The sequence below is a fragment of the Tepidimonas fonticaldi genome, assembly GCF_007556755.1.
Classification (GTDB): Bacteria; Pseudomonadota; Gammaproteobacteria; order Burkholderiales; family Burkholderiaceae_C; genus Tepidimonas; species Tepidimonas fonticaldi.
Genome location: NZ_VJOO01000019.1, coordinates 19,455 through 45,262 on the forward strand (window position 1 = coordinate 19,455; position 25,808 = coordinate 45,262).

At 71.1% G+C, this 25,808-nt stretch carries 29 protein-coding genes, 1 tRNA gene and 1 pseudogene; 15 read left to right on the forward strand and 16 right to left on the reverse strand.

Annotation, left to right across the window (positions count from 1 at the left end; translation table 11 throughout):
* Positions 1-33: 33 nt before the first annotated feature.
* On the reverse strand, positions 34-228 hold the full coding sequence (locus Tfont_RS09815; protein WP_068607136.1) for a DUF2905 family protein: 195 nt from the start codon (positions 226-228) through the stop codon (positions 34-36).
* 12 nt (positions 229-240) lie between these two features.
* A complete protein-coding gene (locus Tfont_RS09820; protein ID WP_068607134.1) occupies positions 241-1,374 on the reverse strand; it encodes a class I SAM-dependent methyltransferase in 1,134 nt (377 codons plus the stop codon).
* A gap of 90 nt (positions 1,375-1,464) precedes the next feature.
* Between Tfont_RS09820 and Tfont_RS09825 the strand changes: the two genes are divergently transcribed.
* The 5 genes from Tfont_RS09825 to Tfont_RS09845 are packed head-to-tail and all read left to right on the forward strand — an operon-like array spanning position 1,465 to position 4,745.
* Positions 1,465-2,283 (forward strand): SDR family oxidoreductase, encoded by an 819-nt coding sequence (locus tag Tfont_RS09825; protein WP_068607132.1) that lies wholly within the window; start codon positions 1,465-1,467, stop codon positions 2,281-2,283.
* Positions 2,280-2,693, forward strand: a complete 414-nt coding sequence (locus tag Tfont_RS09830; protein ID WP_143969297.1) for a dihydroneopterin aldolase — start codon at positions 2,280-2,282, stop codon at positions 2,691-2,693. Before Tfont_RS09825 ends, Tfont_RS09830 begins: the two co-directional genes overlap by 4 nt.
* 7 nt (positions 2,694-2,700) lie before the next feature.
* A complete protein-coding gene (locus tag Tfont_RS09835; protein WP_068607129.1) occupies positions 2,701-3,108 on the forward strand; it encodes a dihydroneopterin aldolase in 408 nt (135 codons plus the stop codon).
* A gap of 58 nt (positions 3,109-3,166) precedes the next feature.
* A complete protein-coding gene (ttcA, locus tag Tfont_RS09840) occupies positions 3,167-4,096 on the forward strand; it encodes a tRNA 2-thiocytidine(32) synthetase TtcA (RefSeq protein ID WP_143969298.1) in 930 nt (309 codons plus the stop codon).
* Between the two features lies 1 nt (position 4,097).
* Positions 4,098-4,745, forward strand: coding sequence for a DUF4136 domain-containing protein (locus tag Tfont_RS09845; protein WP_068607127.1), 648 nt, complete (start codon positions 4,098-4,100; stop codon positions 4,743-4,745).
* A 31-nt stretch (positions 4,746-4,776) separates the two neighbouring features.
* On the opposite strand, the gene Tfont_RS09850 is transcribed toward Tfont_RS09845, so the two are convergent.
* Positions 4,777-5,760: a chemotaxis protein gene (locus Tfont_RS09850; RefSeq protein WP_068607124.1), complete on the reverse strand. Its 984-nt coding sequence runs from the start codon at positions 5,758-5,760 to the stop codon at positions 4,777-4,779.
* Between the two features lie 116 nt (positions 5,761-5,876).
* On the opposite strand from Tfont_RS09850, the gene Tfont_RS09855 reads away from it, so the two are divergent.
* Positions 5,877-6,533, forward strand: coding sequence for a histidine phosphatase family protein (locus tag Tfont_RS09855; protein WP_068607123.1), 657 nt, complete (start codon positions 5,877-5,879; stop codon positions 6,531-6,533).
* Between the two features lie 34 nt (positions 6,534-6,567).
* Here the strand turns inward: Tfont_RS09855 and ruvB are convergent, their stop codons facing one another.
* Complete coding sequence (ruvB, locus tag Tfont_RS09860) at positions 6,568-7,635, reverse strand: Holliday junction branch migration DNA helicase RuvB (RefSeq protein WP_143969299.1); 1,068 nt, start codon at positions 7,633-7,635, stop codon at positions 6,568-6,570.
* A 28-nt stretch (positions 7,636-7,663) separates the two neighbouring features.
* On the reverse strand, positions 7,664-8,242 hold the full coding sequence (gene ruvA / locus Tfont_RS09865; RefSeq protein WP_143969300.1) for a Holliday junction branch migration protein RuvA: 579 nt from the start codon (positions 8,240-8,242) through the stop codon (positions 7,664-7,666).
* Between the two features lie 99 nt (positions 8,243-8,341).
* Between ruvA and ybeY the strand changes: the two genes are divergently transcribed.
* The 3 genes and pseudogenes from ybeY to Tfont_RS09885 all read left to right on the forward strand — a co-directional run.
* Positions 8,342-9,664, forward strand: a complete 1,323-nt coding sequence (gene ybeY / locus Tfont_RS09870; RefSeq protein ID WP_143969301.1) for an rRNA maturation RNase YbeY — start codon at positions 8,342-8,344, stop codon at positions 9,662-9,664.
* Between the two features lie 98 nt (positions 9,665-9,762).
* On the forward strand, positions 9,763-9,954 hold the full coding sequence (locus tag Tfont_RS09875) for a hypothetical protein (RefSeq protein ID WP_068606784.1): 192 nt from the start codon (positions 9,763-9,765) through the stop codon (positions 9,952-9,954).
* A 385-nt stretch (positions 9,955-10,339) separates the two neighbouring features.
* Positions 10,340-10,540, forward strand: a pseudogene (locus tag Tfont_RS09885) (sensor histidine kinase); the annotation flags it as partial.
* Positions 10,541-10,581: 41 nt separating this feature from the next.
* Here the strand turns inward: Tfont_RS09885 and dtd are convergent.
* From dtd to tyrS, 3 genes are read right to left on the reverse strand one after another with little or no spacing between them, the layout of a single operon-like run.
* Positions 10,582-11,025: a D-aminoacyl-tRNA deacylase gene (gene dtd, locus Tfont_RS09890; protein WP_068606782.1), complete on the reverse strand. Its 444-nt coding sequence runs from the start codon at positions 11,023-11,025 to the stop codon at positions 10,582-10,584.
* 22 nt (positions 11,026-11,047) lie between these two features.
* Positions 11,048-11,974: a cation diffusion facilitator family transporter gene (locus Tfont_RS09895; protein ID WP_143969302.1), complete on the reverse strand. Its 927-nt coding sequence runs from the start codon at positions 11,972-11,974 to the stop codon at positions 11,048-11,050.
* A 25-nt stretch (positions 11,975-11,999) separates the two neighbouring features.
* Positions 12,000-13,268: a tyrosine--tRNA ligase gene (tyrS, locus tag Tfont_RS09900; protein WP_143969303.1), complete on the reverse strand. Its 1,269-nt coding sequence runs from the start codon at positions 13,266-13,268 to the stop codon at positions 12,000-12,002.
* A gap of 212 nt (positions 13,269-13,480) precedes the next feature.
* Here tyrS and Tfont_RS09905 point away from each other — a divergent pair, with 212 nt between their 5' ends.
* Positions 13,481-14,812, forward strand: a complete 1,332-nt coding sequence (locus Tfont_RS09905; protein WP_143969304.1) for a M23 family metallopeptidase — start codon at positions 13,481-13,483, stop codon at positions 14,810-14,812.
* A gap of 24 nt (positions 14,813-14,836) precedes the next feature.
* Positions 14,837-15,979 (forward strand): anhydro-N-acetylmuramic acid kinase, encoded by a 1,143-nt coding sequence (locus Tfont_RS09910; RefSeq protein WP_260682350.1) that lies wholly within the window; start codon positions 14,837-14,839, stop codon positions 15,977-15,979.
* A 21-nt stretch (positions 15,980-16,000) separates the two neighbouring features.
* Here the strand turns inward: Tfont_RS09910 and erpA are convergent, their stop codons facing one another.
* From erpA to rplM, 3 genes are all read right to left on the reverse strand, one after another.
* Positions 16,001-16,378: an iron-sulfur cluster insertion protein ErpA gene (gene erpA / locus Tfont_RS09915; RefSeq protein WP_068606776.1), complete on the reverse strand. Its 378-nt coding sequence runs from the start codon at positions 16,376-16,378 to the stop codon at positions 16,001-16,003.
* A gap of 182 nt (positions 16,379-16,560) precedes the next feature.
* Entirely contained in the window at positions 16,561-16,953 is a 393-nt protein-coding gene (gene rpsI / locus Tfont_RS09920) for a 30S ribosomal protein S9 (RefSeq protein WP_068606774.1), read from the reverse strand.
* Positions 16,954-16,962: 9 nt separating this feature from the next.
* Positions 16,963-17,394 (reverse strand): 50S ribosomal protein L13, encoded by a 432-nt coding sequence (gene rplM, locus Tfont_RS09925; protein ID WP_068606772.1) that lies wholly within the window; start codon positions 17,392-17,394, stop codon positions 16,963-16,965.
* Between the two features lie 176 nt (positions 17,395-17,570).
* On the opposite strand from rplM, the gene Tfont_RS09930 reads away from it, so the two are divergent.
* Positions 17,571-18,503 carry a 23S rRNA (adenine(2030)-N(6))-methyltransferase RlmJ gene (locus Tfont_RS09930; protein WP_068606792.1) on the forward strand — a complete coding sequence of 311 codons (933 nt, stop codon included), beginning with the start codon at positions 17,571-17,573 and terminating at the stop codon, positions 18,501-18,503.
* A 36-nt stretch (positions 18,504-18,539) separates the two neighbouring features.
* Here the strand turns inward: Tfont_RS09930 and Tfont_RS09935 are convergent, their stop codons facing one another.
* Entirely contained in the window at positions 18,540-19,811 is a 1,272-nt protein-coding gene (locus Tfont_RS09935) for an O-acetylhomoserine aminocarboxypropyltransferase/cysteine synthase family protein (protein WP_068606770.1), read from the reverse strand.
* A gap of 111 nt (positions 19,812-19,922) precedes the next feature.
* Between Tfont_RS09935 and Tfont_RS09940 the strand changes: the two genes are divergently transcribed.
* Positions 19,923-20,723: a DUF3047 domain-containing protein gene (locus Tfont_RS09940; protein ID WP_143969306.1), complete on the forward strand. Its 801-nt coding sequence runs from the start codon at positions 19,923-19,925 to the stop codon at positions 20,721-20,723.
* Positions 20,724-20,897: 174 nt separating this feature from the next.
* Here Tfont_RS09940 and Tfont_RS09945 read toward each other — a convergent pair whose 3' ends face one another.
* Genes Tfont_RS09945 through ahcY form a run of 4 tightly spaced genes read right to left on the reverse strand, consistent with a single transcriptional unit; the run spans position 20,898 to position 24,293 of the window.
* Positions 20,898-21,197 (reverse strand): nucleotidyltransferase domain-containing protein, encoded by a 300-nt coding sequence (locus Tfont_RS09945; RefSeq protein ID WP_143969307.1) that lies wholly within the window; start codon positions 21,195-21,197, stop codon positions 20,898-20,900.
* A 57-nt stretch (positions 21,198-21,254) separates the two neighbouring features.
* Entirely contained in the window at positions 21,255-22,091 is an 837-nt protein-coding gene (metF, locus tag Tfont_RS09950) for a methylenetetrahydrofolate reductase [NAD(P)H] (protein ID WP_068606765.1), read from the reverse strand.
* Positions 22,076-22,843 (reverse strand): TlyA family RNA methyltransferase, encoded by a 768-nt coding sequence (locus Tfont_RS09955; protein ID WP_068606763.1) that lies wholly within the window; start codon positions 22,841-22,843, stop codon positions 22,076-22,078. The genes metF and Tfont_RS09955 overlap by 16 nt, the downstream gene beginning before the upstream one ends.
* A 13-nt stretch (positions 22,844-22,856) precedes the next feature.
* Positions 22,857-24,293 carry an adenosylhomocysteinase gene (ahcY, locus tag Tfont_RS09960; RefSeq protein ID WP_143969308.1) on the reverse strand — a complete coding sequence of 479 codons (1,437 nt, stop codon included), beginning with the start codon at positions 24,291-24,293 and terminating at the stop codon, positions 22,857-22,859.
* Positions 24,294-24,654: 361 nt separating this feature from the next.
* Between ahcY and Tfont_RS09965 the strand changes: the two genes are divergently transcribed.
* Positions 24,655-25,602, forward strand: a complete 948-nt coding sequence (locus tag Tfont_RS09965) for a polyprenyl synthetase family protein (protein ID WP_143969318.1) — start codon at positions 24,655-24,657, stop codon at positions 25,600-25,602.
* Positions 25,603-25,631: 29 nt separating this feature from the next.
* Positions 25,632-25,708 (forward strand) — tRNA-Pro (locus Tfont_RS09970).
* The last annotated feature ends 100 nt before the right edge of the window (positions 25,709-25,808 follow it).

Here is a 25,808-nt window from a genome sequence, read left to right on the forward strand (position 1 = left end):
ACACCACCCCCACCCCGCCCGAGCGCGTGGGCGTCAAATCCAGCGCGCGATCGCCGAGGCCAGCAGGCTCAGCACGATGGTGCTGGTCAGCGGGATGAACCACTCGCGCCCGAACAGGCGGAAGTGCAGATCCCCCGGCAGGCGCCCCAAGCCCAGGCGGCGTAGCAGCGGCGTCATCCAACTGATCAGCACCAGGGCCAGAAAAATGACGATCATCCAGCGGATCATGAGCGGCCTCCGTCACAGGGTGTGGGTGCGGTCACCGTGGGCAAAGCCCATCGGCACCCAGCCCCGGCTGCTGGCGCGCGGCGCCAGGCCGATGACCTTGAACAGCTCGCCCATCTCGTGCTCATGCACCAGCTTCAGGGTCGCGGCGCGCTCGGGCAGCGGCGCCTCGTCCAGGCCGTCGAGCACCCCGGCATTCAGCAGAAAACGCCCCTGGCTGGTGTAGCCCAGCACCTCCAGCCCCACCTGCTGCGCCGCCAGGGCGATGCCGGTGAAATTGACGTGCGCGGTGATGTCCTTGCTGCCCACGTCGCTCAGTGGATCGGCATCGGCGCGGTGCGCCCGGTGGCACATCAGCGTGCCCATCGCGCGTTGGGGGTGGTAGTACTCGTGCTCGGGAAACCCGTAGTCGATGAAGAAGGCCGCCCCGCGCCGCAGACGCTCGCCCACGGTGCGCACGAAGGCTTCGGCCTGCGGGTGCACTTCGGTCAGGTAGTCGTGCTCGCCCGGGATCTCCAGTGGCGGCCGGCGGTCGGTGGGTCGGTCCGCCCAGACCAGGCGCGCGGCGCTCGCATCCCACGCCACGCCGCGCTCGTGCCAGCGGCCGCCGACCCGGTGCAGCAGGGTCACGGGCATGGCGTCGAGCACCTCGTTGCCGATCAGCACCCCCTCCAGCGCGTCCGGCAGGCGGTCGTGCCAGGTCACGCGGTCGGCCCAGGGCGCCAGCCGCTCGGCCTGGCGTTCGCGCAGCGCGGCCGACAGCTCGACGATGTGGTAGCGCACGGCCTGAGCCCCCCCGGGGTCGGCCGCGGCCAGACCCGCCAGCACCTGGGCCGCCAGCGCGCCGTTGCCGGCGCCAAACTCCCACACCGCACGGGTGTCGGTCGCCCGCAGCGCCTGCGCCACCGCCCGCGCCAGCGTGGCGCCAAAGCGCGCGCTCAGCACGGGCGCGGTGACGAAGTCGCTGCCATCCCCCGGGCCGGTGCCAAAGACGGGCGCGCCGCGCGTGTAGTACCCCAGCCCCGGCGCGTACAAGGCCAGGGCCATGAAGCGCTCGAACGGCAGCCAGCCGCCGGCGGCGGCAATCTCGGCCACGATGCGCTCGCGCAGAATCCCCTGCGCCTGGGGGTCACCCGGTGCGGCTTGCATAATCGGCCCCAATTGTCGCCGTGATCGTGGCCGCGTTCATGGCCGCAGACGCCCCCGGACACCCCGCACCCGCACGTTCCGACCCCTCCCATGACCGTTGCCGTCCCCTCGACACCCCGCTGGGCTCTGGTCACCGGCGCCGCGCAGCGCCTGGGGCGCGAGATCGCCCTGGCCCTCGCCCGCCAGGGCTGGCACGTGGCGGTGCACTATCACCGCTCGGCCGACGCCGCGCAGCGCACGGTGGCCGAGCTGCAGGCCCTGGGGGTGAATGCGGTGGCCGTGGCGCAGGCGCTGGACGCCCCGGGCGCCGCAGACGCGTTGCTGGCCGCCGTGCGCACCGCCACGGGGGCCATCCCCCGGTGCGTGGTCAACAACGCCTCGACCTTCGAGCCCGACGCGGGCACCGACGTCACCGAGGAGGGGCTGCTGCGCCAGTTGCGCGTCAACACGGTGGTGCCGGTGCTGCTCGGCCGGGCGCTGTGGTCGGCACTGGACGGGGCGGACGCGCAGGCGATCGACGCCGCACCGGGGGCGTACAGCGTGGTCCATGTGCTGGACCAGAAGGTGCACAACCTGAACCCGGACTACTTCTCGTACACCATCAGCAAGCTGGCGCTGGAGCGCACGGTGGCATTGCAGGCGCAGGCGCTGGCGCCGCGGGTGCGGGTGTGCGGCGTCTCGCCCGGGCTGATCTACGTCAGCGGCCCGCAGTCGGAGGCCAATTTCCAGCGGGCGCGCTGCGTCAACCTGTTGCGCGCGCCCATCGACCCCGCGCGCGTGGCCCAGACCGTCGCCTTTCTGGCCGACAACCCCAGCCTCAACGGCGCCGTGGTGCCGGTGGACAACGGCCAGCATCTGGTGCCGCTGGCCCGCGATGTCATGTTCGTGGTGGGAGACGACGCGCCATGAGTTCCGCCCTGCTCGCCTTCGCCGCACTGGACCCGCGGCTGGCCACCGAATGCCGCGCCATGCGGCTGGTCCGCCACGAGCGGCCGGTGCGCATCGGCATCCACGACTTCGAACGCACCGGCGCGCAGCGGCTGTGGTTCGACGTCGATCTGTGCGTGCGGCTGGCGCATGCGCCGGCGGCGCGCGACCACATCGGCGAGACGCTGGATTACGACTTCATCCGCGAGGTGATCGCCGAGCTGGCCGAGCGCCAGCACTTCGAGCTGCAGGAGACGCTGTGCGACGCGATCGTGGCGCGGCTGGCGGCGCAGCCCGGTGTGCAGGCGGTGCGCGTGGCCACCGGCAAGCCCGACGTCTACCCCGACTGCGAGAGCGTCGGCGTCGAGCGCGTCCACCTCAACCCGTGGTGAGCCCGCCATGACCCGCCCCGACACCGCCGCGGCCGCCGACACCGCGCGCCAGAAAATCGGCCGCCAGGTGCTGGCGCTGACCGGCCTGCGCTTCAACGCCAACCTGGGCATCCTGGAGCACGAGCGCCAGGGGCCGCAGCCCATCCAGGTGGATGCCGAGCTGAATCAGGGCTTTCAGCCGCTGATGCCGCACGACGACGACATCCACCATGTGCTGGACTACCGCAAGGTGCGCCAGATCATCATCGACGAGTGCACCGCCGAGCACGTCAACCTGCTGGAGAGTCTGATCGGCAAACTCGCGCACCGGCTGATGCAACTGCCCGGTGTGATCGGCGTGCGCGTGCGCATCGCCAAACTGGAAATCTTCGACGACTGCGAGGTGGCGATCCGCATGGAATGCGGTCAGTGGTGAGCGCACGCGCGCCGTTTGCGGGACAATCGCCGACCGATTCCGCCACACATTCCGCCCCATGGACGTCGCGTTCGAGAACCGCAAGCTGGAAAAGCGCCTGTGCCGCCTGGTCGGCCAGGCCATCGACGACTACCGCATGATCGAGGACGGCGACCGCGTGATGGTCTGCCTCTCGGGCGGCAAAGACAGCTACTCGCTGCTGGACATCCTGATGCGGCTGCAGCGGCGCGCGCCGGCGCGCTTCGAGCTGATCGCCGTCAACCTCGACCAGAAGCAGCCCGGCTTTCCGGCCGAGGTGCTGCCCAACTACCTCAAGGGCCTGGGCATCCGCTTTCATATCGAGACGCAGGACACCTACTCCATCGTCAAGCAGGTCATCCCCGAAGGCAAGACGATGTGCAGCCTGTGCAGCCGGCTGCGCCGCGGCATCCTCTACCGCGTCGCGCGCGAACTGGGCGCCACCAAGATCGCGCTGGGCCACCACCGCGACGACATCCTGCAGACGCTGCTGCTCAACATGTTCTTCGGCGCCAAGCTCAAGGGCATGCCGCCCAAGCTGGTCAGCGACAACGGCGAGCACGTCGTCATCCGCCCGCTGGCCTACGTGCCGGAGAAGGACCTGATCCGCTGGGCGCAGGTGCGCCAGTTCCCCATCATCCCCTGCACCCTGTGCGGCAGCCAGGACAATCTGCAGCGCAAACAGGTCGGCGACCTGCTGCGCGAGTGGGACCGGCGCTTCCCCGGCCGCATCGACAACATGCTCAAGGCGCTGCAGAACGTGGTCCCCAGCCATTTGATGGACCGCGGGCTGTACGACTTTGCCGGCGTGCGCGCCACCGGCCGCCCGGATGCGGACGGCGACCATGCCTTCGATGCAGAGGAACTGCCGATGCCGCAGCCCTTTGCCGCCACGCCGGACGAGGACGATGCCCCGCCCGCCACACCGGGCCCCGAACGCCGGGTGTTCGCCCTGACGCCGGAGGACTGATGTGACACGCGCCCGGCGATGGGGGTGGCTGGGGGCGCTGCTGGCGGCCGCGGCCCTGCTGGGCGGCTGCGCCACGCCGCTTCGGCTGGAGCACACCGTGCGCAGCCAAGCGGCCTGGGCGCCGACCGCCCGCCCCGCCACCGGCGACCGCTACCTGTTCGAGCGCCTGCCATCGCAGCGCAGCGGCGACGCCATGCGCGAGCAGGACGCCCTGGAGTCGCTGGCCGAGCCGCTGCTGGCCGCCAAGGGTTTGCAGCGCGCCGAGGCCGCGCCCGGGGCGGGGGTCAGCGCCGTGCCGTGGGGCGTGCAGCTGGTCGCGCGCTCGGTCAAGTACCCCTACGCGCCGTGGGACGCCCCCGAGCCGCGCCCCGGCTGGATGCCGTATGGCCAGGTCATCGTCGGCCGCGGGGTCGTCACGTCGCTCGGCCTGCAGTGGCAGGTGCGCCCGCCCTACTATGTGCGTGAGCTGGCGCTGACCGTGCGCGACCGCCGCAGCGGCGAGGTGGTGTACGAAACCCGCGCCACGCAGGACGGCCCGTGGGCCGATGCGCCGACGCTCTGGCGCGCGCTGCTGGAAGCGGCGCTGGAGGGCTTTCCCGATCCGCCCCCCGGCCCGCGCCGCGTGGTCATCGAAGCGCCCCGGCCCTGAACCGTCCCGGGGGCTTATCCCCAGTGGTGGATCACGTCGACGCGGCCGCCTTGGCCAGCACCTGGCGCAGGGTCTCGGCCAGTTCCTTGGCCGCGAACTTGGCGACATAGCCGTCGGCGCCGGCGCGCTGCACATGCTGCTCGTTGGTGTCGCCGGTCAAGGACGAGTGGATGATGACCGGTATCGTGCGCAGCGCCGGGTCGCCCTTGATGCTGCGCGTGAGGGTGAAGCCGTCCATCTCGGGCATCTCCAGATCGCTGAGCACCACCGCCACACGGTCCGTGACGGGCACGCCCTTGGCCCGGCAATCGGCGGCCAGATCCTGCAGGGTGGACCAAGCCTCCTGCCCGTTCTTGGTCATGATGTAGGGCAGGTTCAGCGCCTTGAGCTCCTGCTCGATCATGGTGCGGGCGACGAAGGAATCGTCGGCCGCCAGCACCACCGCACCGGGCTTGAGGCGCGGCCCGGTGCCCACGTCCTCTTTCTTGACTTCCAGGGCCTCGCTGGGCATGACGCGCTGCAGGATGGACTCCACGTCCAGCACCTGCACCAGCTTGACGCCGCCCTGCCCGTCGTCGAGCCGCGCGATGCTCGTGACCAGCCCGCGCGCCACCGACGCCGTGTGGTCGGCCGGCAGGATCTTGCCCCAGTCCAGCCGCACGATGTCCTCCACCGACTCGGCCGCAAAGGCTTGGGTAGAACGGGCAAACTCCGTCACCAGCATCAGGTTGAGCCCCGTCTCGGGCGTGCAGCCGATGACCGCCGGCAAATCGATCACGGGGATGACCTGGCCGCGCAGGTTGACCATGCCCAGCACATGCTGCGGCGCGCCCGCCATGGCCGTCAGCGCCGGCATGGCCACGATCTCGCGCACCTTGAAGACGTTGATACCGAACAGCTCCGCGCGCTCGCCCCCGGGCGCCTTGCCGAGCCGGAACAACAGCATCTCGAACTTGTTGGAGCCGGTCAGATTGGTCCGTTCGTCGACTTCTTTCTGGAATGCGATGCCGCTCATGGAGACGCCTTTACGGGGTTGGGGGCTGGATCGGTCTGCCTGCCATCGGGGATCGGGGCTGACCGAGGCGGCTACCATTCTAGGCAGTTCCATCGGCCCTGAGCAAGGCAACCTTCATGCACGTCACCCGCATTCTGGCCATTCGTCACGGCGAGACCGCCTGGAACCGCGATGCGCGCATTCAGGGCCAGATCGACATTCCGCTCAACGACACGGGACACTGGCAGGCCGAACGCACCGCCGCCGCCCTGGCCGATGAGCCGATCGACGCCCTCTACAGCAGCGACCTGAGCCGCGCGCGGCAGACGGCAGAGGCCCTCGCGCGCCAGCGCGGACTGGCGGTGCAGACGCACCCCGGCCTGCGCGAGCGCCACTTCGGCGCCTTCCAGGGCCGCACCTGGGCCGAGCTGGAGCAGGAGCACCCCGACGTCGTGCACGCGTGGAAGACGCGCGTGCCGGACTTCGCCCCGCCCGGCGGCGAGTCGCTGCTGGCGCTGCGCGCGCGGGTGGAAGCGACGTTCGCGGAGCTGGCCGCGCGCCACCCGGGACAGGCGATCGCGGTGGTGGCGCACGGCGGCGTGCTGGACATCCTGTACCGCGCCGCGGCGCGCGTGGACCTGCAGGCGCCGCGCGCCTGGGCGATGGGCAACGCCGCCATCCACCGCCTGCTGTGGACCGCCGACAGCGGCTTTGCGCTGCTGTCCTGGGGCGACACGCGCCACCTGGAGGAAGCCGACGAGGCCGGCCCGCGCGACGAGCAGGCCGCGGCCTGACGCCGCGCCCGCGCGGCGGCGGCCGGCGCGCCGCTCAGGCGCCGTCGTCGAACAGCGTGGCGCCGCCCTGCGCCGGCGGGGCCACGCCCAGGTGGCGGTACGCCGCCAGCGTCGCGCAGCGGCCGCGCGGCGTGCGCTGCAGGTAGCCCTGCTGGATCAGGTACGGCTCGATCACGTCCTCGATCGTGCCCGGCTCCTCGCCGATGCTGGCGGCGATGTTGTCCAGCCCCACCGGGCCGCCGTCGAACTTGTGGATCACCGCCTCCAGCAGCTTGCGGTCCATCAGGTCCAGCCCGATCGGGTCCACGTCCAGCATCGCCAGCGCGCGCTGCGCGATCTCGCGCGTGATGCGACCCTGGCCCTTGACCTCGGCGTAGTCGCGCACGCGGCGCAGCAGCCGGTTGGCGATGCGCGGCGTGCCGCGCGAGCGCCGCGCGATCTCCAGCGCCCCCTCCGGCTCGATCGGCGCACCCAGCAGCCCGGCCGAGCGCGTGACGATGCGAGAGAGCTCCTCCGGCGTGTAGAACTCCAGCCGCGCCACGATGCCGAAGCGATCGCGCAGCGGGTTGGTCAGCATGCCGGCGCGGGTGGTGGCCCCCACCAGCGTGAACGGCTGCAGGTCCAGCTTGATCGAGCGCGCCGCCGGCCCCTCGCCGATCATGATGTCGATCTGGTAGTCCTCCAGCGCCGGGTAGAGGATCTCCTCCACCACCGGCGAGAGCCGATGGATCTCGTCGATGAACAGCACGTCGTTGGGCTCGAGGTTGGTCAGCAGCGCCGCCAGGTCGCGCGGCTTTTCCAGCACCGGGCCGCTGGTCTGGCGCAGGTTGACGCCCAGCTCGTGCGCGATGATGTGCGACAGCGTCGTCTTGCCCAGCCCCGGCGGGCCGAACAGCAGCACGTGGTCCAGCGCCTCGCCGCGCTTCTTCGCCGCGCCGATGAAGATCTCCAGCTGCTCGCGCGCCTTGGCCTGGCCGACGTACTCGTCCAGCCCCTTGGGCCGCAGCGCGCGCTCCAGCGCCTCCTCGCGGCTGGACTCGGGCGCTGCCGACACCAGCCGCTGCCGCGGCGCGAACGCGAAGTCATCGGTCTCGATCGTCATGCCTGCCGCCTTCGTCTGGAACCCTGCGTCACTTGGCCAGCGCCTTCAGCGCCAGCTTGATCCCCTCAGCCACGCCGACGCCGGCCGGCAGCCCCTTGATCGCCGCGGCGGCCTCGCGCTCGCTGTAACCCAGCGCCAGCAGCGCCTGCTGGATGTCGGCCTGCGCATCGTCCAGCGGCGCGCCGGCCGCCACCGGCCCCAGGTCGGGCGCAAGGCGCCCGCGCAGCTCCAGCAGCAGCCGCTCGGCGGTCTTCTTGCCGATGCCCGGGATCTTGATGAGCCGGCCGGCCTCCTGCGCCGCCACGGCCTGGGCGAGCTCGGCCACGCTCAGGCCCGACAGCACCGCCAGCGCCGTGCGCGGCCCCACGCCGCCGATCTTGATCAGCTCGCGAAACGCGCCGCGCTCGGCCGTGGTGGCAAAGCCGTAGAGCAGCTGCGCATCCTCGCGCACCACCAGGTGGGTCAGCAGCGCCACCGGCTGGCCCAGCGCCGGCAGACCGTAGAAGGTGCTCATCGGCACCTCCACCTCGTAGCCGACGCCGCCGCAGTCCACCAGGATCTGCGGCGGCTGCTTGTCGATCAGGGTGCCCGTCAATTTGCCTATCATTGCCCCACCTTGCGCCGCTGCGCGCCCGACCGCCACCAGGGTGGCCGGGCGCGCCGGGCCGGCGCCCTCGCCAGCCCACCTCACCGGGGATTATCCGCCTTGATCCTGCGCCACGCCTTCACCCCCACCGACGCCAGCCGGCTGGCGCACGTCTGCGGCCCGCTGGACGCGCACCTGCGCACCATCGAGGCGGCGCTGCAGGTGCGCATCACGCACCGCTTCGGCCACTTCCGCGTCGAGGGGCGCAAGGCCGCCGCCACGCAGGCGCTGGAGGTGCTGCAGGCGCTGTACGAGATCGCGCGCGACCCGGTGCCGGCCGAGACGGTGCAGCTGATGCTCGCCGGCGACAGCCCGCCGCCGCAGGCCGACCCGGCCGCGCCGGTGCTGCAGACGCGCCGCGGCGAGATCCGCGGCCGCACCGCCAACCAGGCGCGCTACCTGGCCGCCATCGCCGGGCACGACATCACGTTCGGCATCGGCCCCGCGGGCACCGGCAAGACCTATCTGGCGGTGGCGTGCGCAGTCGACGCGCTGCAGCGCAGCGCGGTGCAGCGGCTGGTGCTGACGCGCCCGGCGGTGGAGGCCGGCGAGCGGCTGGGCTTCCTGCCCGGGGATCTGGCGGCCAAGGTGGACCCCTACCTGCGCCCGCTGTTCGACGCACTGTACGACCTGATGGGCTTCGAGGCGGTGCAGAAGGCGCTGGAGCGCCAGCAGATCGAGATCGCGCCGCTGGCCTTCATGCGCGGGCGCACGCTCAACCACGCCTTCGTGATCCTGGACGAGGCGCAGAACACCACGCCGGAGCAGATGAAGATGTTCCTGACGCGCATCGGCTTCGGCTCCAAGGCCGTGGTCACCGGCGACGTCAGCCAGATCGACCTGCCGCGCTCGCAGCTGTCGGGCCTGATCGACGCCGAGCGCGTGCTGCGGCGCGTGCCGGGCATCGCATTCGCGCGGCTGACCAGCGCCGACGTGGTGCGCCACCCGCTGGTGGCGCGCATCGTCGACGCCTACGAGGCGCACCGCGCCGCGCTGCCGCGCCACGCGGTAGCGCGCTGGCTGCGCCATGCGCTGGAGCGCCCGGCCGAACTGACCGTGCGCATCGTCGATGCCGAGGAGGGCCGCAGCCTCAACCGCACCTGGCGGCAAAAGGATTACGCCACCAACGTGCTGACCTTCGACTACCAGGCCGAGCCGGTGGTGCTGGCCGACCTGGTGCTGTGCGCGCCGGTGGTGGCGCGCGAGGCCGCCGAGCAGGGCAAGACGCTGCAGGCGCACTACGCGCACCTGCTGGTGCACGGCGCGCTGCACGCGCAGGGCTGGGACCACGAGCGCGGCGAGGCCGAGGCCGAGGCGATGGAGGCGCGCGAGATCGCCATCCTGGCGCGGCTGGGTTTTGCCAACCCGTACACGGTGCGCTGAGGGCTCGCCGGGTTCGTTTCTTCAACCTGGCTTAATGGTGGTCCGCGACACTGGCGACACCGACGTCCCGTCGGTGGTCATCCCCATCAGTAGTCTTCATGAAAACGCTGATCGCCACCGCGCTGGTCTCCCTCGGTCTGCTGGCTTCGGCCCCCACGTTTGCGGGCCCGTTGACCGCGACCGATGGGGTTTCCGTCTCCGCCCAGGCCAATGCCCCGGCCAAGAAGAAGAAAAAGGCCAAACCCGCGAAAAAGAAGTCGCACAAAGCCCGCAAGGCCGCCGCGCAGTAACCCGACGGGCACGGCACAGGGCGGCGCATGCCGCCCTTTTTTGTTGCGGCCATGACGGTGCGGCCATGAAACTGCTCCTCGTCGAAGACGACCTGGCCATCGGAGAAGGCCTGCGACTCGGGCTGCAAGGGGCGGGCTGCCGGGCGCAATGGGTGCGCCGTGGCGCTGGGGCTGGCCGCGCTGCTGCTGGCCATGCTGCGCGGGGCGACCCGGCGCTCGCTGGAGCCCCTCGAGCGGCTGGTGTCGCGCGCCGCGCACGAATTCCGCACCCCCTTGGCGGCCGTGCGGCTGCACGCGCAACTGATGGCGCGCGCCCCCGCGCCCGACGTGCGGCTGGAGGTGTCGCTGCCCGACGACGCCACCCTGCACGGCGGACGGCTGGGAGTGGTGCTGCATCGACCACGTCCCGGGCATGGATGCGGCACAGAAAGCGACCGCCGGCACGGGCTTCGCCCAATCCCCCCACGGCAGCGGGCTGGGACTGACCATCGCGCGGCGCGTCACCGAGCGGCACGGCGGCCAAATCCACTTCGAGGACACGCCCGGCGGTGGCCTGACGGTGCGGATCGTGCTGCCAGACGCCTGAGGTGCCTGAGACCGAGCCCCAGGCACCGGGTGCCGGACGGCTCACGCCCGCAGCTCGAGGGGAATGGTCACCGGCCCGTCGTTGATCAGATGCACCTGCATGTCCGCCCCGAAGCGGCCCGTCGCCACCTGCGGGTGGCAGGCGCGCGCCGCGGCGACGAAGTGTTCGTAGAGCCGCTCGCCCTCGGCGGGGGGCGCGGCGCCGGCAAAGCTGGGCCGGTTGCCGCCGCGCGTGTCGGCCGCCAGGGTGAACTGGCTGACCACCAACAGCCCGCCGCCGACGTCCTGCAGGCTGCGGTTCATCTTGCCCGCGGCGTCGGCAAAGATGCGCAGCTTCAGGATCTTGGCGAGCAGCCGTTCGGCCACGGCGGGGGTGTCGCCCGGCTCGGCGCACAGCAGCACCAGCAGACCGGGGCCGATGGCCCCCACCGTCTCGCCACCCACCTCAACGTGCGCCTGGCGCACCCGTTGCAGCAAGGCCTTCATCGCCGGTCGCCGCTCACGTGACTCATTTGAGGTCGCGCGGATCGTCGAAGTGCGCCTCGACGTCGCTGGGCAGGAGCTGGATCGTGGCCCGCAAGCCCGGCACGGCGCTCATCAGGGCCTGCTCCACACTGGCGCGCAACGCGGCCGCCCGCCCCAGCGTCCAACTGGCGGGCATGTGCATGTGCAGGTCCACATAGCGGCGCTGACCCGCCTTGCGCGTGTGCACATGGTCGAAGCGGATGATGTCGCTGCCGTTGCGCTGGTGCGCAAAGCTGGCCAGCACGTCGTCGATGGCGGTGCGGACATCCGGCTCGACCGCCTCGTCCATCAGCCCCTGGCTGGAGCGCCACAGCAGATGCGCCCCCTCGCGGCCGATGTTCAGGGCCACGCCGATGGCCACCACCGCATCCAGCCAGAGCCAGCCCGTCGCCCAGGCCAGCGCCAAGCCCACCACCACGCCGGCCGAGGTCCAGACGTCGGTGAACAGGTGCCGGGCATCCGCCTCCAAGGCCAGCGAGCGGTGCACGCGCGAGGCGCGCAACATCACCCACGCCAGCCCGCCGTTGAGCGCCGAGCTCAACACCGACAGCCCCAGGCCCCAATCCAGGCGCTGCAGCGGCTGCGGATCCCACAAGCGCCCCAGCGACGCCCAAATGATGCCCAGCGCGGCGACGATGATCAGGATGCCCTCGAACCCCGAGGAAAAGTACTCCGCCTTGTGGTGGCCGTAGGGGTGCTCGTCGTCGGCCGGCCGCGCCGCCACCGTCACCATCCACAGGCCGAACATGGCGCTGGCCAGATTGACCACCGACTCCATCGCATCGGACAGCAGCCCGACCGAATCGGTGATCCACCACGCCAGCGTCTTGAGCAGGATGGTCGCCAGCGCCACCCCCACCGAGGCCGCGAGCAGCCGCTGGGGCGTCAGGCGATGCCAAACCGCGTTCATGGCCGTGAGGGCGACCGCCGGCGCGTCAACCCAGGGTCACGCGGGCAAACTTGCGCTTGCCCACCTGGACCACATAGGTGCCCGCCCCGAGCTTGAGGCCTTTGTCGCTGACCACGCTGCCATCGACCCGCACACCGGCGCCGTCGACCAGGCGGTTGGCCTCGCTGCTGGACGGCGCCAGCCCGGCCTGCTTGAGCACCACCGCGATGCCCAGGGGCGCGCCGCCTTCGCCCAGCGAAAGACGGACCTCCGGAATCTCGTCCGGCACACCGCCCTTGCTGCGGTGGATGAAATCCTGCTCGGCCGCCTCGGCCGCCGCCGCGCTGTGAAAGCGCGCCGTGATCTCCTTGGCCAGCATCACCTTGGCCTCTTTGGGGTTGCGCCCCTGCGCCACTTCGCGTCGCAGCGCGTCGATCTCGGCCTCGGACTTGAAGGACAGCAGCGTGTACCAGCGCCACATCAGCTCGTCGCTGATCGACAGCACCTTGGCGAACATGGTGTTGGCGTCCTCGGTGATGCCGATGTAGTTGCCCTTGGACTTGGACATCTTCTCGACGCCGTCCAGCCCCTCCAGCAGCGGCATGGTCAGGATGCACTGCGGCTCCTGACCGTACTCGGCCTGCAGGTGGCGGCCCATGAGCAGGTTGAACTTCTGGTCGGTGCCGCCCAGCTCCAGGTCGCTCTTCAGCGCCACCGAGTCATAGCCCTGCATCAGGGGGTACAGAAATTCGTGCACGCTGATGGGGGTACCCGCCGTGAAGCGCTGGTGGAAGTCGTTGCGCTCCATCATGCGGGCCACGGTGTACTTGGCCGCCAGCTGGATCATCCCGCGCGCGCCCAGCGCATCGCTCCATTCGCTGTTGTAGCGGATCTCGGTCTTGGCCGGGTCGAGCACCAGGCTGGCCTGTTTGTAATAGGTCTCGGCGTTGGCCTTGATCTGCTCCGGCGTCAGCGGCGGGCGCGTGGTGTTGCGACCGGACGGGTCGCCGATCAGGCTGGTGAAGTCCCCAATCAAAAAGATCACCGTGTGCCCCAGATCCTGCAACTGGCGCATCTTGTTGAGCACCACGGTGTGGCCCAGGTGGATGTCCGGCGCAGTGGGGTCCAGCCCGAGTTTGATGCGCAGCGGCTGGCCCGTGGCCTCGCTGCGGCGCAGCTTGCGCACCCAGTCGGCCACCGGCAACAGCTCCTCGCAGCCGCGCCGGGTGACGGCCAGCGCGGCGCGCACGGCGTCGGAGGCGCCCTGCAGCGCCTCCTCGGTCGCCTCCGCGGCGGGTACTGTGGAAATGTTCATGAGGGTTTGCACAGGTGACGGCGGCCGCGCGGCGGGTATACTCCAGTCCACTCGACCGCCGGGATGGGCGCAGCATTGCGCACTGCAATGCGATCGCCTGGATTGTAGTCGGCGGACGTCCCTCTTCCATGCACGCCCCGCGGGCCTGCCCGGCAGGTACCGCGGTATGGGCGGCGTTGTCGTGTACAACCCGCCCGCCCACCGGATACGGCATGATTGAACGGCTACACACATGGCAGCGCTGGCTGCAGCGCCATCCCCGCCGGGTCATGGCGGCACTGGGCGCGCTGCTGCTGGGCACGGGGGTCACGGCCTTCGGCACCGGTTCGCTCGACGCCGCCATCGACGACCTGCCGCGGCGCCAGCTCACCGAAGCGGTGGAGGTCGCCTTCGCCGACCCTGCGGCGAGCGCGCCGGTCGCCCCCTTCATCCTCTACCGCACGGACGTCACCCGCCGCGACGACACCCTGGCCACGCTGCTGCAGCGCCTGGGCGTCGATGACCGCGCGGCGGCCGACTTTCTGCGCCGCGATCGGCAGGCCGCCGACGTCTGGCGCGGCCGGCCCGGCAAGCTGGTGAGCGCCGAGGTCGACGACGACGGGCGTCTGCAACGGCTGACGGTGCGCTGGCTGCCCCGCGACGACAGCCCGACCTACCAGCGGCTAACCGTGCATCGCGACGGCGATACCTGGCGCTCCAGCCTGGAAAGCCCGGCGCTGACGCCCACGGTGCGGCTGGCCAGCGGGACCATCCGCACGTCGCTCTTCGCCGCCACGGACGCAGCGCGCCTGCCCGACGGCATCGCGTCCCAACTTGCCGACCTGTTCTCCGGCGAAATCGACTTCCGGCGCGACCTGCGCGCCGGCGACGCCTTCCAGGTGGTGTACGAGGCGCTGGAGGCCGACGGCGAAGTCCTGCGCTACGGCCGTTTGCTGGGGGCCGAATTCGTCAACGCCGGGCGGCGCCACCAGCTCGTGTGGTTCCAGGCACCCGGCACCAAGGGGGCCTACTACAACTTCAAGGGCGAAAGCCTGCAACGGGCCTTTCTGGCGTCGCCCCTGGCCTTCTCGCGGGTGAGCAGCGGCTACGGCATGCGCTTCCACCCGGTGCACGGCGACCAGCGCGCCCACCTGGGGGTGGACTATGCCGCCCCCACCGGCACACCGGTGCGCAGCGTGGCCGATGCGGTGGTGGAGTTTGCCGGCTGGCAGCGCGGCTACGGCAACGTGGTCATCCTGCAGCACAAGCAAAACCGCAAGACGCTTTACGCCCACCTGAGCCGCGTGGATGTGCGCAAGGGGCAGCGCGTCGAGCAGGGGCAAACGCTGGGGGCCGTCGGCGCCACCGGCACCGCCACGGGGCCGCACCTGCATTTCGAATACATCGTCGGCGGCGCGCACCGCGATCCGCTGATCCTGGCGCGTGACAACACCGGCGGCGAGCCCATCGAGGCGCGCTGGCGGCCCGCGTTCGAGCGGGTGGCCGTCGCGATGCGCGAGCAACTGGCCGCCGCCGCCACCCTGGTGCAGGCCAGCGCCGAGTAACGCCCGCGCCGGCAGCCTACCCCCGTGCGCTGCATCGGCCTGATGTCCGGCACGTCGCTCGACGGCGTCGACGGGGTGTTGGTCGAGTTTGGCGGCGGCACCGAAGCCGGGCGGGTGTTGGCCGATGCCAGCGCACCGCTGCCCGAGCCCCTGCGCGCGCTGCTGCTGGACCTGCAGCAACCGGGCCCCGACGAGCTGCACCGCGCCGCCCAGGCCGGCGCCGCGCTGGCCGACGTCTATGCCGCGGTCGTGGGGCAACTGCTCGAGCGCAGCGGCACCGCTCCCAGTCAGGTGGCGGCCATCGGTGCGCATGGGCAAACCGTGCGCCACATGCCACCGGGTCACCCCCGTCTGGGGCCGCACGAGGCGCCCTACACCCTGCAACTCCTGGCGTCGGCCCGGCTGGCCGAGGCCACCGGCATCGCGGTCGTGGCGGACTTTCGCAGCCGCGACATTGCCGCGGGCGGCCAGGGGGCGCCGCTGGTGCCCGCATTCCACCGCGCGGCCTTCGGCCAGCCGGGCATGGCGGTGGGCGTGGTCAACATCGGCGGCATCGCCAACCTGACGGCGCTGTGCGCGGACGGGGCCCTGCGCGGCTTCGACACCGGGCCGGGCAATGTGCTGCTGGACGGCTGGTGCGCCCGCCACACCGGGGCGCGCTACGACGCGGGCGGTGCCTGGGGCCGACAAGGCCACGTCGTGCCCGCACTGCTGGCCGATCTGCTGGCCGACCCCTACTTCGGCCGCACCGGCGCGCGCAGCACGGGGCGGGATCACTTCAATCTGGCGTGGCTGGACGAGCGCTTGGCGCGACACCCCGGCTTGCGCCCGGTGGATGTGCAGGCGACACTGGCGGCCCTGACGGTGGACAGCATCGCGCGCGCCGTGGAAGGGGTGCCCTGGGGCACCCCGGCGGGGACGGGCCCGCAGCGGCTGTGGGTGTGCGGCGGCGGCGCGCACAACCGTGCCCTGCTGGATGGACTGGCGCAGCGCTTGCCTGCCACGACCGTGGGCACGACCGCCGAGCTGGGCTGGCCCGTGCAGTGGGTGGAGGCGGCGGCGTTTGCGTGGCTGGCGCACCAAACCCTGTTGGGCCAGCCGGGCAACGCCACCGAAGTCACCGGGGCGCGCGGGCCGCGCATTCTGGGCGCGATCTACCCCGCCTGAGGACCGCGCCCCGCGGGCGCGTCAGCCGACGCTGAAGCTGGAGCCGCAGCCGCAGGTCGTGGTCGCGTTGGGGTTGCGAATCACGAACTGCGCGCCCTGCAGGTCTTCCTTGTAGTCGATCTCGGCGCCGACCAGATACTGGTAGCTCATGGCGTCGATCAGCAGCGTGACCCCGTTCTTGGTCATCTGCGTGTCGTCGTCGTTGATCACCTCGTCGAAGGTGAAGCCATACTGGAAGCCCGAGCACCCCCCGCCCTGCACGAAGACGCGCAGCTTGAGGTCGGGGTTGCCCTCTTCGGCGATCAGTTCGGCCACCTTGGCAGCGGCGGCGTCGGTGAAGACGAGCGGCGCCGGCATCTCGGTCTCGGGGGTAGCGACGGTTTCGGCAAGGGCGGACATGACTCGGTTCCTGACTGTGATGGACGAAAAGGATAGCAAAACACTCGGGTTTTTCCCAAACGACGGGGGGTCAATACCCCTGCCGCGGTCAGGGATACCCGGGCAACCGGCCCCACGGCCATAAAAAAAAACCGCCCCCCACGAGGCGTGGTGGGCGGTTGGACCGGACCCGGGGCCGCGGATCAGCGCTTGCTGAACTGCTTGGCGCGACGGGCCTTGCGCAGACCGACTTTCTTGCGCTCGACTTCGCGGGCGTCGCGGGTGACGAAGCCGGCGGCGCTCAGCGCGGGCTTGAGGCTCGCGTCGTAATCGATCAGCGCGCGGGTGATGCCGTGGCGCACCGCGCCGGCCTGGCCGGATTCACCGCCGCCGTGGACGTTGACCTGGATGTCGAACGTCTCGAGGTGGTTGGTCAGCACCAGGGGCTGCTTGGCGATCATGATCGACGTCTCGCGGCCGAAGTAGGCCTGGATGTCGCGACCGTTGATCGTGATCTTGCCGGAGCCCTTCTTGAGGAACACGCGCGCGACGCTGGACTTGCGACGGCCCGTGCCATTGTTCCATTCACCAATCATGGCCGCTCCTTAGATTTCCAACGCCTTGGGTTGCTGGGCGCCGTGCGGATGCTCGGGGCCGGCGTAGACCTTGAGCTTCTTGATCATGGCGTAGCCCAGCGGGCCCTTGGGCAGCATGCCCTTGACGGCCTTCTCCAGCGCGCGGCCGGGGTGCTTAGCCTGCATGTCGCGGAAGTTGATCGAGCGGATGCCGCCCGGGTAGCCGGTGTGGCGGTAGTAGATCTTGTCGAGGGCCTTGTTGCCGGTGACTTTGATCTTGTCGGCGTTGACGACGATGATGAAGTCGCCCGTGTCGACGTGAGGGGTGTAGATGGCTTTGTGCTTGCCGCGCAACCGGAGTGCCACTTCGCTGGCGACACGTCCGAGCACCTTGTCGGTGGCGTCAATCACAAACCACTCATGCACCACCTCAGCGGGCTTGGCGCTGAAGGTTTTGGTCATGTCAGTTTCCTGTGGTTTGGGCGGGCCCTTTTCCACGGTCGGCGCTGCTCTGCCGGCAGCCTCTTAGGTGGGGGGAGATTTCGCCGCGGGGCCCAGGCTTTCGCTGCGAAACACGAGATTCTAGCCGGATCTCGGCAAACATGCGCATCCGGGCGTCACTCGGCTACCATCGGGCCATGTTCAGCTACCGACACGCCTTTCACGCCGGCAACCATGCCGATGTGCTCAAACACATCGCGCTGCTGGCCACGCTGCGGCATCTGCAGGCCAAGGATGGCGGACTGCTGCTGGTGGACACCCATGCGGGCGCCGGCCTGTACCGGCTGGACCAGGAGCAGGCCCGCACCTCCGGCGAGGCGGCCCAGGGCGTGGGCGCGCTGTGGCAGGCTGCGGCAACGGCCACTGCGGCGGGAGCCGCCCTGCCCGCGGCCGTGCAGGACTACATCGACTGCCTGCGCGCGCTCAATCCGGATGGGGTGCTGCAGCACTACCCCGGCTCGCCAGCGCTGCTGCAAGCGGCGCTGCGGCCGCAGGACGCGCTCAAATTGTTCGAACTGCACCCTACCGACGGGCGGCTGCTCGACCGCACCGTGCGCGAGTGGCGCGCGCGCACGCCACGCCCGGCCATCGATCTGCGGCGCGACAACGGCTTCGACGGCCTGAAGGCGCTGCTGCCTCCGCCATCGCGGCGCGCGCTGGTGTTGATCGACCCCAGCTACGAGCTCAAATCCGACTATGGCCTGGTCGCGGCCGTCGTGGCCGACGCCCTACGGCGCTTGGCGGTCGGCTGCTACGTCGTCTGGTACCCGGTGATCGCGCGCGAGCAGGCGCACGCGCTGCCCAGGCGGCTGCGGGCGCTGGCGCAGCACCACGGCCGCGCGTGGCTGCAGGCCGAGCTCAACATCGGCACGCCGGCCGACCCGGCGGCCAAGGCCGCCGCCGCGCGCGGCCGCCCGGCCGGCAGCCTGCGCGCCAGCGGCGTGTTCGTCGTCAACCCGCCCTACACCCTGGCCGGCCAGCTGCGCGAGGCGCTGCCGTGGCTGCTGGCGGCGCTGCGCCAGGGGCCGGCGGCGGCGTGGAAGGTGGATGCCGGCGAACCCAAGGCCTGACGTCCAGACCGGCCCCTGAACCCCGCGCGGCCGGGATCAGGCCGCCGCCAGCGCCTGCGCCAGGTCGGCCTGCAGGTCCTCGATGTGCTCGATGCCGACGCACAGGCGCACCGTGTCCTCGGTGACGCCGGCCTTGGCCAGTTCCTCGGGCGAGAGCTGCCGGTGCGTGGTGCTGGCCGGGTGCGTGGCCAGCGAGCGCACGTCGCCGATATTGACCAGCCGCGTGAACAGCTGCAGCGCATCCAGGAAGCGCTCGCCGGCGGCGCGCCCGCCCTCGATGCCGAACGTCAGCAGGCCCGAGGCGCGCCCGCCCAGGTAGCGCTGGGCCAGCGCATGGTAGGGGTCGTCCGGCAGCCCGGCGTAGCGCACCCAGCGCACCTTGGGGTGCTGGCGCAGGAACTGCGCCACCGCCAGCGTGTTGTCGCAGATGCGGTCCATGCGCAGCGGCAGCGTCTCGATGCCCTGCAGGATCAGGAAGGCGTTGAACGGCGAGATCGCCGCGCCCATGTTGCGCAGCGGCACCACGCGCGCCCGCGCGATGTAGGCCGCGGGCCCCAGCGCCTCGGTGTAGACGACGCCGTGGTAGCTGACGTCCGGCTCGTTCAGGCGGCGAAAGCGCGCCTTGTGCTCGGCCCACGGGAACTTGCCCGAGTCGACGATCGCGCCGCCGACGCTGGTGCCGTGGCCGCCCAGGTACTTGGTCAGCGAGTGCACGACGATGTCGGCGCCATGCTCGAACGGGCGGCACAGGTAGGGGCTCGGCACCGTGTTGTCCACGATCAGCGGCACGCCGTGGCGGTGCGCGATGGCCGCCAGCGCCGCGATGTCGGTGACGTTGCCGCGCGGGTTGCCCATCGATTCGCAGTAGATCGCCTTGGTGCGCGCGTCGATCAGCGGCTCGAAGGTCTCGGGCCGGTCGCTGTCGGCGAAGCGCACCTCGATGCCGTACTGCGGCAGCGTGTGCGCGAACAGATTGTAGGTGCCGCCGTAGAGCGCGCTGGCCGAGACGATGTTGTCGCCGGCCTCGGCGATGGTCTGGATGGCGTAGGTGATGGCCGCCTGCCCGGAGGCCAGCGCCAGCGCGCCGATGCCGCCTTCCAGCGCCGCCAGCCGCTCCTCCAGCACCGCCTGCGTCGGGTTCATGATGCGCGTGTAGATGTTGCCCGGCACCTTCAGGTCGAACAGGTCGGCGCCGTGCTGCGCGCTGTCGAACGCGTACGCCACGGTCTGGTAGATCGGCGGCACGACGGCCTTGGTCGTCGGATCGGGGCGGTAGCCGGCGTGCACGGCCTGGGTCTCGAATCGCATCGGCAAGCTCTCCTCAAAAAACGCAACGGCGGCAACGATAGCGCACCGGCCGCGGCAGCGTCCACGACATTTGCGTCATGACGGCATGACCGTGCGCTATAACGTCGCGCCATGCCAAGCCACCTGTCCGAAACCCTGCACTCCGCCAACCGCCGCCAAACGCTGGCATGGCTGGGCGCCAGCGCCGCCGCGGCGCTGGCCGGCTGCGCCGGGCGGCCGCGGCCCGCGGGTGACGCCGACGGCGGCGAGGCCGCGCTGGCCGACTCCGCCTGGGCGCAGACCAGCCAGCTCGCCCCCGGCGCGCGCTGGGAGCACCACGTCTTTCCGCAGCGGCGCATCACGCACTACCGCGCCGGCCAGCACGGCGGCCGGCCGGCCCTGCGCGCCGACAGCGACGCCGGCACCTCCGCGGTGCGCATGCGCCTGCGCGTGCCGGCCGCCGAGATCGCGGCGCTGCGCTGGTCGTGGTGGGTGGACGATCTCAACCCGGCCTTTGACCTATCCGACCGCGACACCGACGACGCGGTGGCGCGCGTGATCCTGGCCTTCGAAGGCGGGCGCGAGCACTGGACGCCGCGCGACCACCACCTGTCGGAGCTGGCGCGCCTGGTCACCGGCGAGCCGCTGCCGGATGCCACGCTGATGTATGTGTGGGATGCGCGGCTGCCGGTCGGCACCGTCGTGCGCCACCCCGGCACCGGCCGCATCCGCAAGCTGGTCGCCGCCAGCGGCGCGCAGGATCTGGGCCGCTGGCTGGAGCTGGAGCGCGACCCGTTGGCCGACATGCGGCTTGCGTTTGGCGAGACGCCGACGGCGCTCGTCGCCGTCGGCCTGATGACCGACGCCAACAACACCCGCTCCCGCGCGGCGGCCTGGTACGGGCCGCTGGCGCTGATCCGCCGCGGGGGGTGACAGCGCTACGGCCCGCCTCCCTCGACGAACCAGTGCGCCCAAGAGGGCGTCGTAGCACAGCGCCACGCCATATGGCACCCAGCGCGGCCAGCGCCTCCGGTGGCTGCGGCAACGGCAGCCCGGCATCCTCCAGCGACTGCGCCAGCAGCTGCCGTGCGTGGGCCAGCGCATCGCTCACAGTGCCCGCCCCTCGCGCTGGACCCTCCACGCCAGCGTGTTGACGACGCCCGCCTGCCGCTCGAAGGCCGCCGCGCTCATCACCACCACGTCAGCCGGGATGCGCGCTCGCCCCAGCAGGGCCGCCAGCCGCGCCATCTCGGCGTGACGGTCGGCCACCTCGGGCTCGACAACCAGCAGATCGAGGTCGCTGTCAGGCCGGGCCTGACCACGCGCGTGCGAACCGAACCAGATCACGCGGCTGCCCGCCGGCAGCGCGCCGTCCAGTTGCCGGCGGGCTTCTTCGATCCAGTCCATCGCGCCCTTTCCACGAGGCGTCGGCCTGTTCGCCGTGGTGTGCGGCGCCGACCCTCGTCACTCGCCGATCATACCCAGCCGCTGCAGGATCGCCAGCGTCGGCTCAGCCTGGTTCATGGTGTAGAAGTGCAGGCCCGGCACGCCGGCGGTGCGCAGCTGGTCGCACAGGTCGGTGACGACGTCCAGCCCGAAGGCGCGGATCGAGGCCACGTCGTCACCGTAGCCCTGCAGCCGCAGGCGGATCCAGCGCGGGATCTCGGCGCCGCAGGCGTCCGAGAAGCGCATCAGCTGCGTGGCGTTGGTGATCGGCATGATGCCGGGCACGATCGGCACCTCCACGCCCAGCGCATACGCGTCATCGACGAAGCGGAAGTAGGCGTCGGTGTTGAAGAAGTACTGCGTGATGGCGCCGTCGGCCCCGGCGCGCACCTTGTCGGCGAACGCCTGCAGGTCGGCCTGCGGCGAGCGCGCCTGCGGGTGCATCTCGGGGTAGGCGGCGACCTCGATGTGGAAGGCGGCGCCGAACTCGGCGCGGATGAAGGCCACGAGGTCGCGCGCGTAGGTGAACTCGCCGCCCAGCCCGTAGCCGCTCGGCAGGTCGCCGCGCAGCGCCACCAGGCGCTTCACACCCATGCGCTGCAGCTCGGCCAGCTGCGCGCGCACGCGCTCGCGCGTGGCGCCGATGCACGAGAAGTGCGCCGCCGCGTCCATGCCCTCGGCCAGGATCTCCGCCACCGTGGCCAACGTCCCTTCCTGCGTGGAGCCGCCGGCGCCATAGGTGACGGAGCAGAACTGCGGCCGCGCCGCGTACAGCCGCTGCCGCGCCGCGCGCAGCTTGGCCGCGCCCTCCGGCGTCTTCGGCGGAAAGAATTCGAAACTCAACGGCAAAGCCATGCCAGAAACTCCCGGTTGCCGTCGCCCCCGGCGATCGGACTGTCGAAGTAGTCGCGCAGCACAAGACCCTGCGCCGCCGCGGCGCGCTCGATGCGCTGGCGCACGCGGGCGAGCGCCCCTTCGTCGCGCACCACGCCGCCCTTGCCGATGTCGCCCGGTTGCAGCTCGAACTGCGGCTTGACCAGCATCAGCATCGAGCCGCCCGGCGCCAGCAGCGGCACCAGCGCCGGCCACACCAGCGTCTGCGAGATGAACGAGAGGTCGCCCACGATCAGGTCGAACGGCGGCGCGGCCGCGGGGCCGCCGGCGGCCAAGAGCCGCTCGGCACTCAGCTCGCGCGCGTTGCAGCCTTCGATGGCCACCACGCGCGCGTCCGCGCGCAGCCGCGGGTGCAGCTGGCCGTGGCCGACGTCCACCCCGACCACCTGGGCGGCGCCGGCCTGCAGCAGGCAGTCGGTGAAGCCGCCGGTGCTCTGCCCGACGTCCAGGCAGCGCCGCCCGGCCACCGGCACCCCGGTGCGCTGCAGCGCCGCCGCGAGCTTGAGCCCGCCGCGCGAGACGTAGCGCACCTCGGCGTCGTCCGCCAGCTGCCACTGCGCCTGCGGCGGAACCGCCTCGCCCGCCTTACGCAGCGGCTGCCACGGTGCGCCGTCGCCCGCGCGCCAGCGCACCGCGCCGGCGGCGATCAGCCGCTGCGCCGCCGAGCGCGACGCCGCAAGGCCCGCCTGCACCAGCGCCTGGTCGGCCCGCATGCCCCGCGCGCCGTCAGTAGCGGTAGGTGTCGGGCTTGTAGGGCCCCTCCTTCGGCACGCCGATGTAGGCGGCCTGCTCGTCGGTCAGCTCGGTCAGCATCGCGCCGAGCTTCTTGAGCTGCAGCCGCGCCACCTTCTCGTCCAGGTGCTTGGGCAGCACATAGACTTTGCCCTTCTCGTAGAAGTCGCGGTGCGTGAACAGCTCGATCTGCGCGATCGTCTGGTTGGCAAACGAGCTGCTCATCACGTAGCTCGGGTGGCCGGTGGCGCAGCCCAGGTTGACCAGCCGCCCCTTGGCCAGCAGGATGATGCGCTTGCCGTCCTCGAAGATGACGTGATCGACCTGCGGCTTGATCTCCTCCCAGCGGCAGCGCGCCTCCAGCGCCGCCACGTCGATCTCGTTGTCGAAGTGGCCGATGTTGCAGACGATGGCCTGGTCCTTCATCCGGGCCATGTGCTCGTAGGTGATGACGTGCTTGTTGCCGGTGGCGGTGACGAAGATGTCGGCCTTGTCGCACGCCCAGTCCATCGTGACAACCTTGTAGCCCTCCATCGCCGCCTGCAGCGCGCAGATCGGGTCGATCTCGGTCACCCAGACCTGGGCCGACAGCGCCCGCAGCGCCTGCGCGCTGCCCTTGCCGACGTCGCCGTAGCCGCAGACGACGGCGATCTTGCCGGCGATCATCACGTCGGTGGCGCGCTTGATGCCGTCCACCAGCGACTCGCGGCAGCCGTAGAGGTTGTCGAACTTGCTCTTGGTGACGCTGTCGTTGACGTTGATGGCGCGAAACATCAGCTCGCCACGCGCGGCCATCTGCTTGAGGCGATTGACGCCGGTGGTGGTCTCCTCGGTCACGCCGATGATCTGCGCCGCCTTGCGGCTGTACCACGTCGGATCCTGCGCCAGCCGCGCGCGGATCGCGGCGAACAGCACGCGCTCTTCCTCGCTGGCCGGATGATCCAGCACCGACGGATCGCGCTCGGCCTGCTTGCCCAGGTGCATCAGCAGCGTGGCGTCGCCGCCATCGTCCAGGATCATGTTCGGGCCCTCGTCGGGGCTGCCGGCCGGGCCGAACTCGAAGATGCGGTGCGTGTAGTCCCAGTACTGCTCCAGCGTCTCGCCCTTGAAGGCGAACACCGGCGTGCCAGCGGCGGCAATCGCCGCCGCCGCGTGATCCTGCGTCGAGAAGATGTTGCACGAGGCCCAGCGCACCTGCGCGCCCAGCGCCTGCAGCGTCTCGATCAGCACGGCGGTCTGGATCGTCATGTGCAGGCTGCCGGCGATGCGCGCGCCCTTGAGCGGCTGGCTCGGCGCGTATTCCTCGCGGATCGCCATCAGGCCGGGCATCTCGGTCTCGGCGATGCGGATTTCCCTGCGGCCCCAGTCGGCCAGGCCGAGGTCGGCCACGACGCAGTCGGTCGGCAGGGGGGGGTGCAGCGGTGCGTTCATGCGGTGACTCCTACGCTTTGAGGGGGCCACCGGCGGGGGCTTGCAAGCTCACGCCACACGCCGGTGGGTGAGCGTCGTTGCCAGCATCGCCGCGGCGCGCCGGGGTGCGCGCGGGCGGCGGTTCCGTCGAGCCTCGCGCCGGGGGAACCGATCCCAGTCCGGACGCTGCAACGCTCCTCGCGAAACTGCCGCCATTATAGGGGGCCAGGGCGCGATCGGTTTCTATAATCCAGGGACAACCCGGCGGACCCGTGCCCTGCCTGCGGTCACACCGCCCCAGCCGACATCCACCATCTTGGACACCTCAGCCACCGCTTCCCCCCCATCCGCCACCCAGGCGCTGCAGCTGGTGGCCGCCGACATGCAGGCGGTCGATGGCGTGATTCGCGCGCGCCTGGGCAGCGACGTGCCGTTGGTGGGCCAGGTGGCGCACTACATCATCGGCTCGGGCGGCAAGCGCGTGCGGCCGGCGCTGCTGCTGCTGACCTGCGGCGCGCTGGGCTGCGCCGATGCGCGCCGGCACACGCTGGCGGCTGTGGTGGAGTTCATCCACACCGCCACGCTGCTGCACGACGACGTGGTGGACGAGTCCACCCTGCGCCGCGGGCGCGACACCGCCAACCAGGTGTTCGGCAATGCGGCCAGCGTCCTGGTCGGCGACTTCCTCTACTCGCGCGCCTTCCAGATGATGGTGGACTGCGGCGACATGCGCATCATGCGCGTGCTGGCCGACGCCACCAACGTCATCGCCGAGGGCGAGGTGCTGCAGCTGATGAACATGCACGACGCCGCGCTGGACGAGGCGGCGTACCTGCGCGTCATCCGCGCCAAGACGGCCAAGCTGTTCGAGGCCAGCGCCCGGCTGGCCGCGCTGCTGGCCGGCGCGGACGAGGCCACCGAGGCGCTGTGCGCCACCTACGGGCAGGCGCTGGGTGCGGCGTTCCAGATCGTCGACGACGTGCTCGACTACGAGGGCGACGCGACGGAGCTGGGCAAAAACCTGGGTGACGACCTGCGCGAGGGCAAGGTGACGCTGCCGGTCATCTGCGCACTGCGCCGCTGCGCGCCGCACGAGGCGGCGCTGATCCGCGACGCCATCGAGCAAGGCGGCGGCGATCGCCTGGACGAGATCGTCGCCATCGTGCGCACGAGCGGCGGCCTGGCCGAGGCGCGCGCCCACGCGGCCGCCGAAGCCCAGCGCGCCATCGACGCCGCGCAGGCCCTGCCCACCGACGGCGATGCGCAGCGCGAGCGATACCGCGAAGCTCTGCTACAATTAGCGGCTCAGCTGCTGTTGCGACGATCCTGACGCGATTCGTCGCAAGCAGTTGCAGACCTCGGGGTGTAGCTTAGCCTGGTAGAGCGCTACGTTCGGGACGTAGAGGCCGGAGGTTCGAATCCTCTCACCCCGACCAGTTTTCCGGTCATTGGACCACGACGCAAGCCCTGCATCGCAGGGTTTTTTCGTTTTTGCGGCGCTGCCGGTAGGCCAGACACCTGGCGCCCCCTTGCCCA

Coding starts and splice junctions, on each gene's coding strand:
- ttcA (WP_143969298.1), top strand. CDS start 3,167: ATGGACGTCGCGTTCGAGAACCGCAAGCTGGAAAAGCGCCTGTGCCGC.
- ahcY (WP_143969308.1), bottom strand. CDS start 24,293: ATGAACGCACCGCTGCACCCCCCCCTGCCGACCGACTGCGTCGTGGCC.
- dtd (WP_068606782.1), bottom strand. CDS start 11,025: ATGAAGGCCTTGCTGCAACGGGTGCGCCAGGCGCACGTTGAGGTGGGT.
- rpsI (WP_068606774.1), bottom strand. CDS start 16,953: ATGATTGGTGAATGGAACAATGGCACGGGCCGTCGCAAGTCCAGCGTC.
- Tfont_RS09905 (WP_143969304.1), top strand. CDS start 13,481: ATGATTGAACGGCTACACACATGGCAGCGCTGGCTGCAGCGCCATCCC.
- Tfont_RS09935 (WP_068606770.1), bottom strand. CDS start 19,811: ATGCGATTCGAGACCCAGGCCGTGCACGCCGGCTACCGCCCCGATCCG.
- erpA (WP_068606776.1), bottom strand. CDS start 16,378: ATGTCCGCCCTTGCCGAAACCGTCGCTACCCCCGAGACCGAGATGCCG.
- Tfont_RS09850 (WP_068607124.1), bottom strand. CDS start 5,760: ATGAGCGGCATCGCATTCCAGAAAGAAGTCGACGAACGGACCAATCTG.
- Tfont_RS09940 (WP_143969306.1), top strand. CDS start 19,923: ATGCCAAGCCACCTGTCCGAAACCCTGCACTCCGCCAACCGCCGCCAA.
- Tfont_RS09875 (WP_068606784.1), top strand. CDS start 9,763: ATGAAAACGCTGATCGCCACCGCGCTGGTCTCCCTCGGTCTGCTGGCT.
- Tfont_RS09820 (WP_068607134.1), bottom strand. CDS start 1,374: ATGCAAGCCGCACCGGGTGACCCCCAGGCGCAGGGGATTCTGCGCGAG.
- Tfont_RS09895 (WP_143969302.1), bottom strand. CDS start 11,974: ATGAACGCGGTTTGGCATCGCCTGACGCCCCAGCGGCTGCTCGCGGCC.
- Tfont_RS09835 (WP_068607129.1), top strand. CDS start 2,701: ATGACCCGCCCCGACACCGCCGCGGCCGCCGACACCGCGCGCCAGAAA.
- Tfont_RS09830 (WP_143969297.1), top strand. CDS start 2,280: ATGAGTTCCGCCCTGCTCGCCTTCGCCGCACTGGACCCGCGGCTGGCC.
- metF (WP_068606765.1), bottom strand. CDS start 22,091: ATGGCTTTGCCGTTGAGTTTCGAATTCTTTCCGCCGAAGACGCCGGAG.
- ruvB (WP_143969299.1), bottom strand. CDS start 7,635: ATGACGATCGAGACCGATGACTTCGCGTTCGCGCCGCGGCAGCGGCTG.
- ruvA (WP_143969300.1), bottom strand. CDS start 8,242: ATGATAGGCAAATTGACGGGCACCCTGATCGACAAGCAGCCGCCGCAG.
- Tfont_RS09965 (WP_143969318.1), top strand. CDS start 24,655: ATGCAGGCGGTCGATGGCGTGATTCGCGCGCGCCTGGGCAGCGACGTG.
- Tfont_RS09815 (WP_068607136.1), bottom strand. CDS start 228: ATGATCCGCTGGATGATCGTCATTTTTCTGGCCCTGGTGCTGATCAGT.
- Tfont_RS09930 (WP_068606792.1), top strand. CDS start 17,571: ATGTTCAGCTACCGACACGCCTTTCACGCCGGCAACCATGCCGATGTG.
- Tfont_RS09955 (WP_068606763.1), bottom strand. CDS start 22,843: ATGCGGGCCGACCAGGCGCTGGTGCAGGCGGGCCTTGCGGCGTCGCGC.
- tyrS (WP_143969303.1), bottom strand. CDS start 13,268: ATGAACATTTCCACAGTACCCGCCGCGGAGGCGACCGAGGAGGCGCTG.
- Tfont_RS09855 (WP_068607123.1), top strand. CDS start 5,877: ATGCACGTCACCCGCATTCTGGCCATTCGTCACGGCGAGACCGCCTGG.
- Tfont_RS09825 (WP_068607132.1), top strand. CDS start 1,465: ATGACCGTTGCCGTCCCCTCGACACCCCGCTGGGCTCTGGTCACCGGC.
- Tfont_RS09945 (WP_143969307.1), bottom strand. CDS start 21,197: ATGGACTGGATCGAAGAAGCCCGCCGGCAACTGGACGGCGCGCTGCCG.
- rplM (WP_068606772.1), bottom strand. CDS start 17,394: ATGACCAAAACCTTCAGCGCCAAGCCCGCTGAGGTGGTGCATGAGTGG.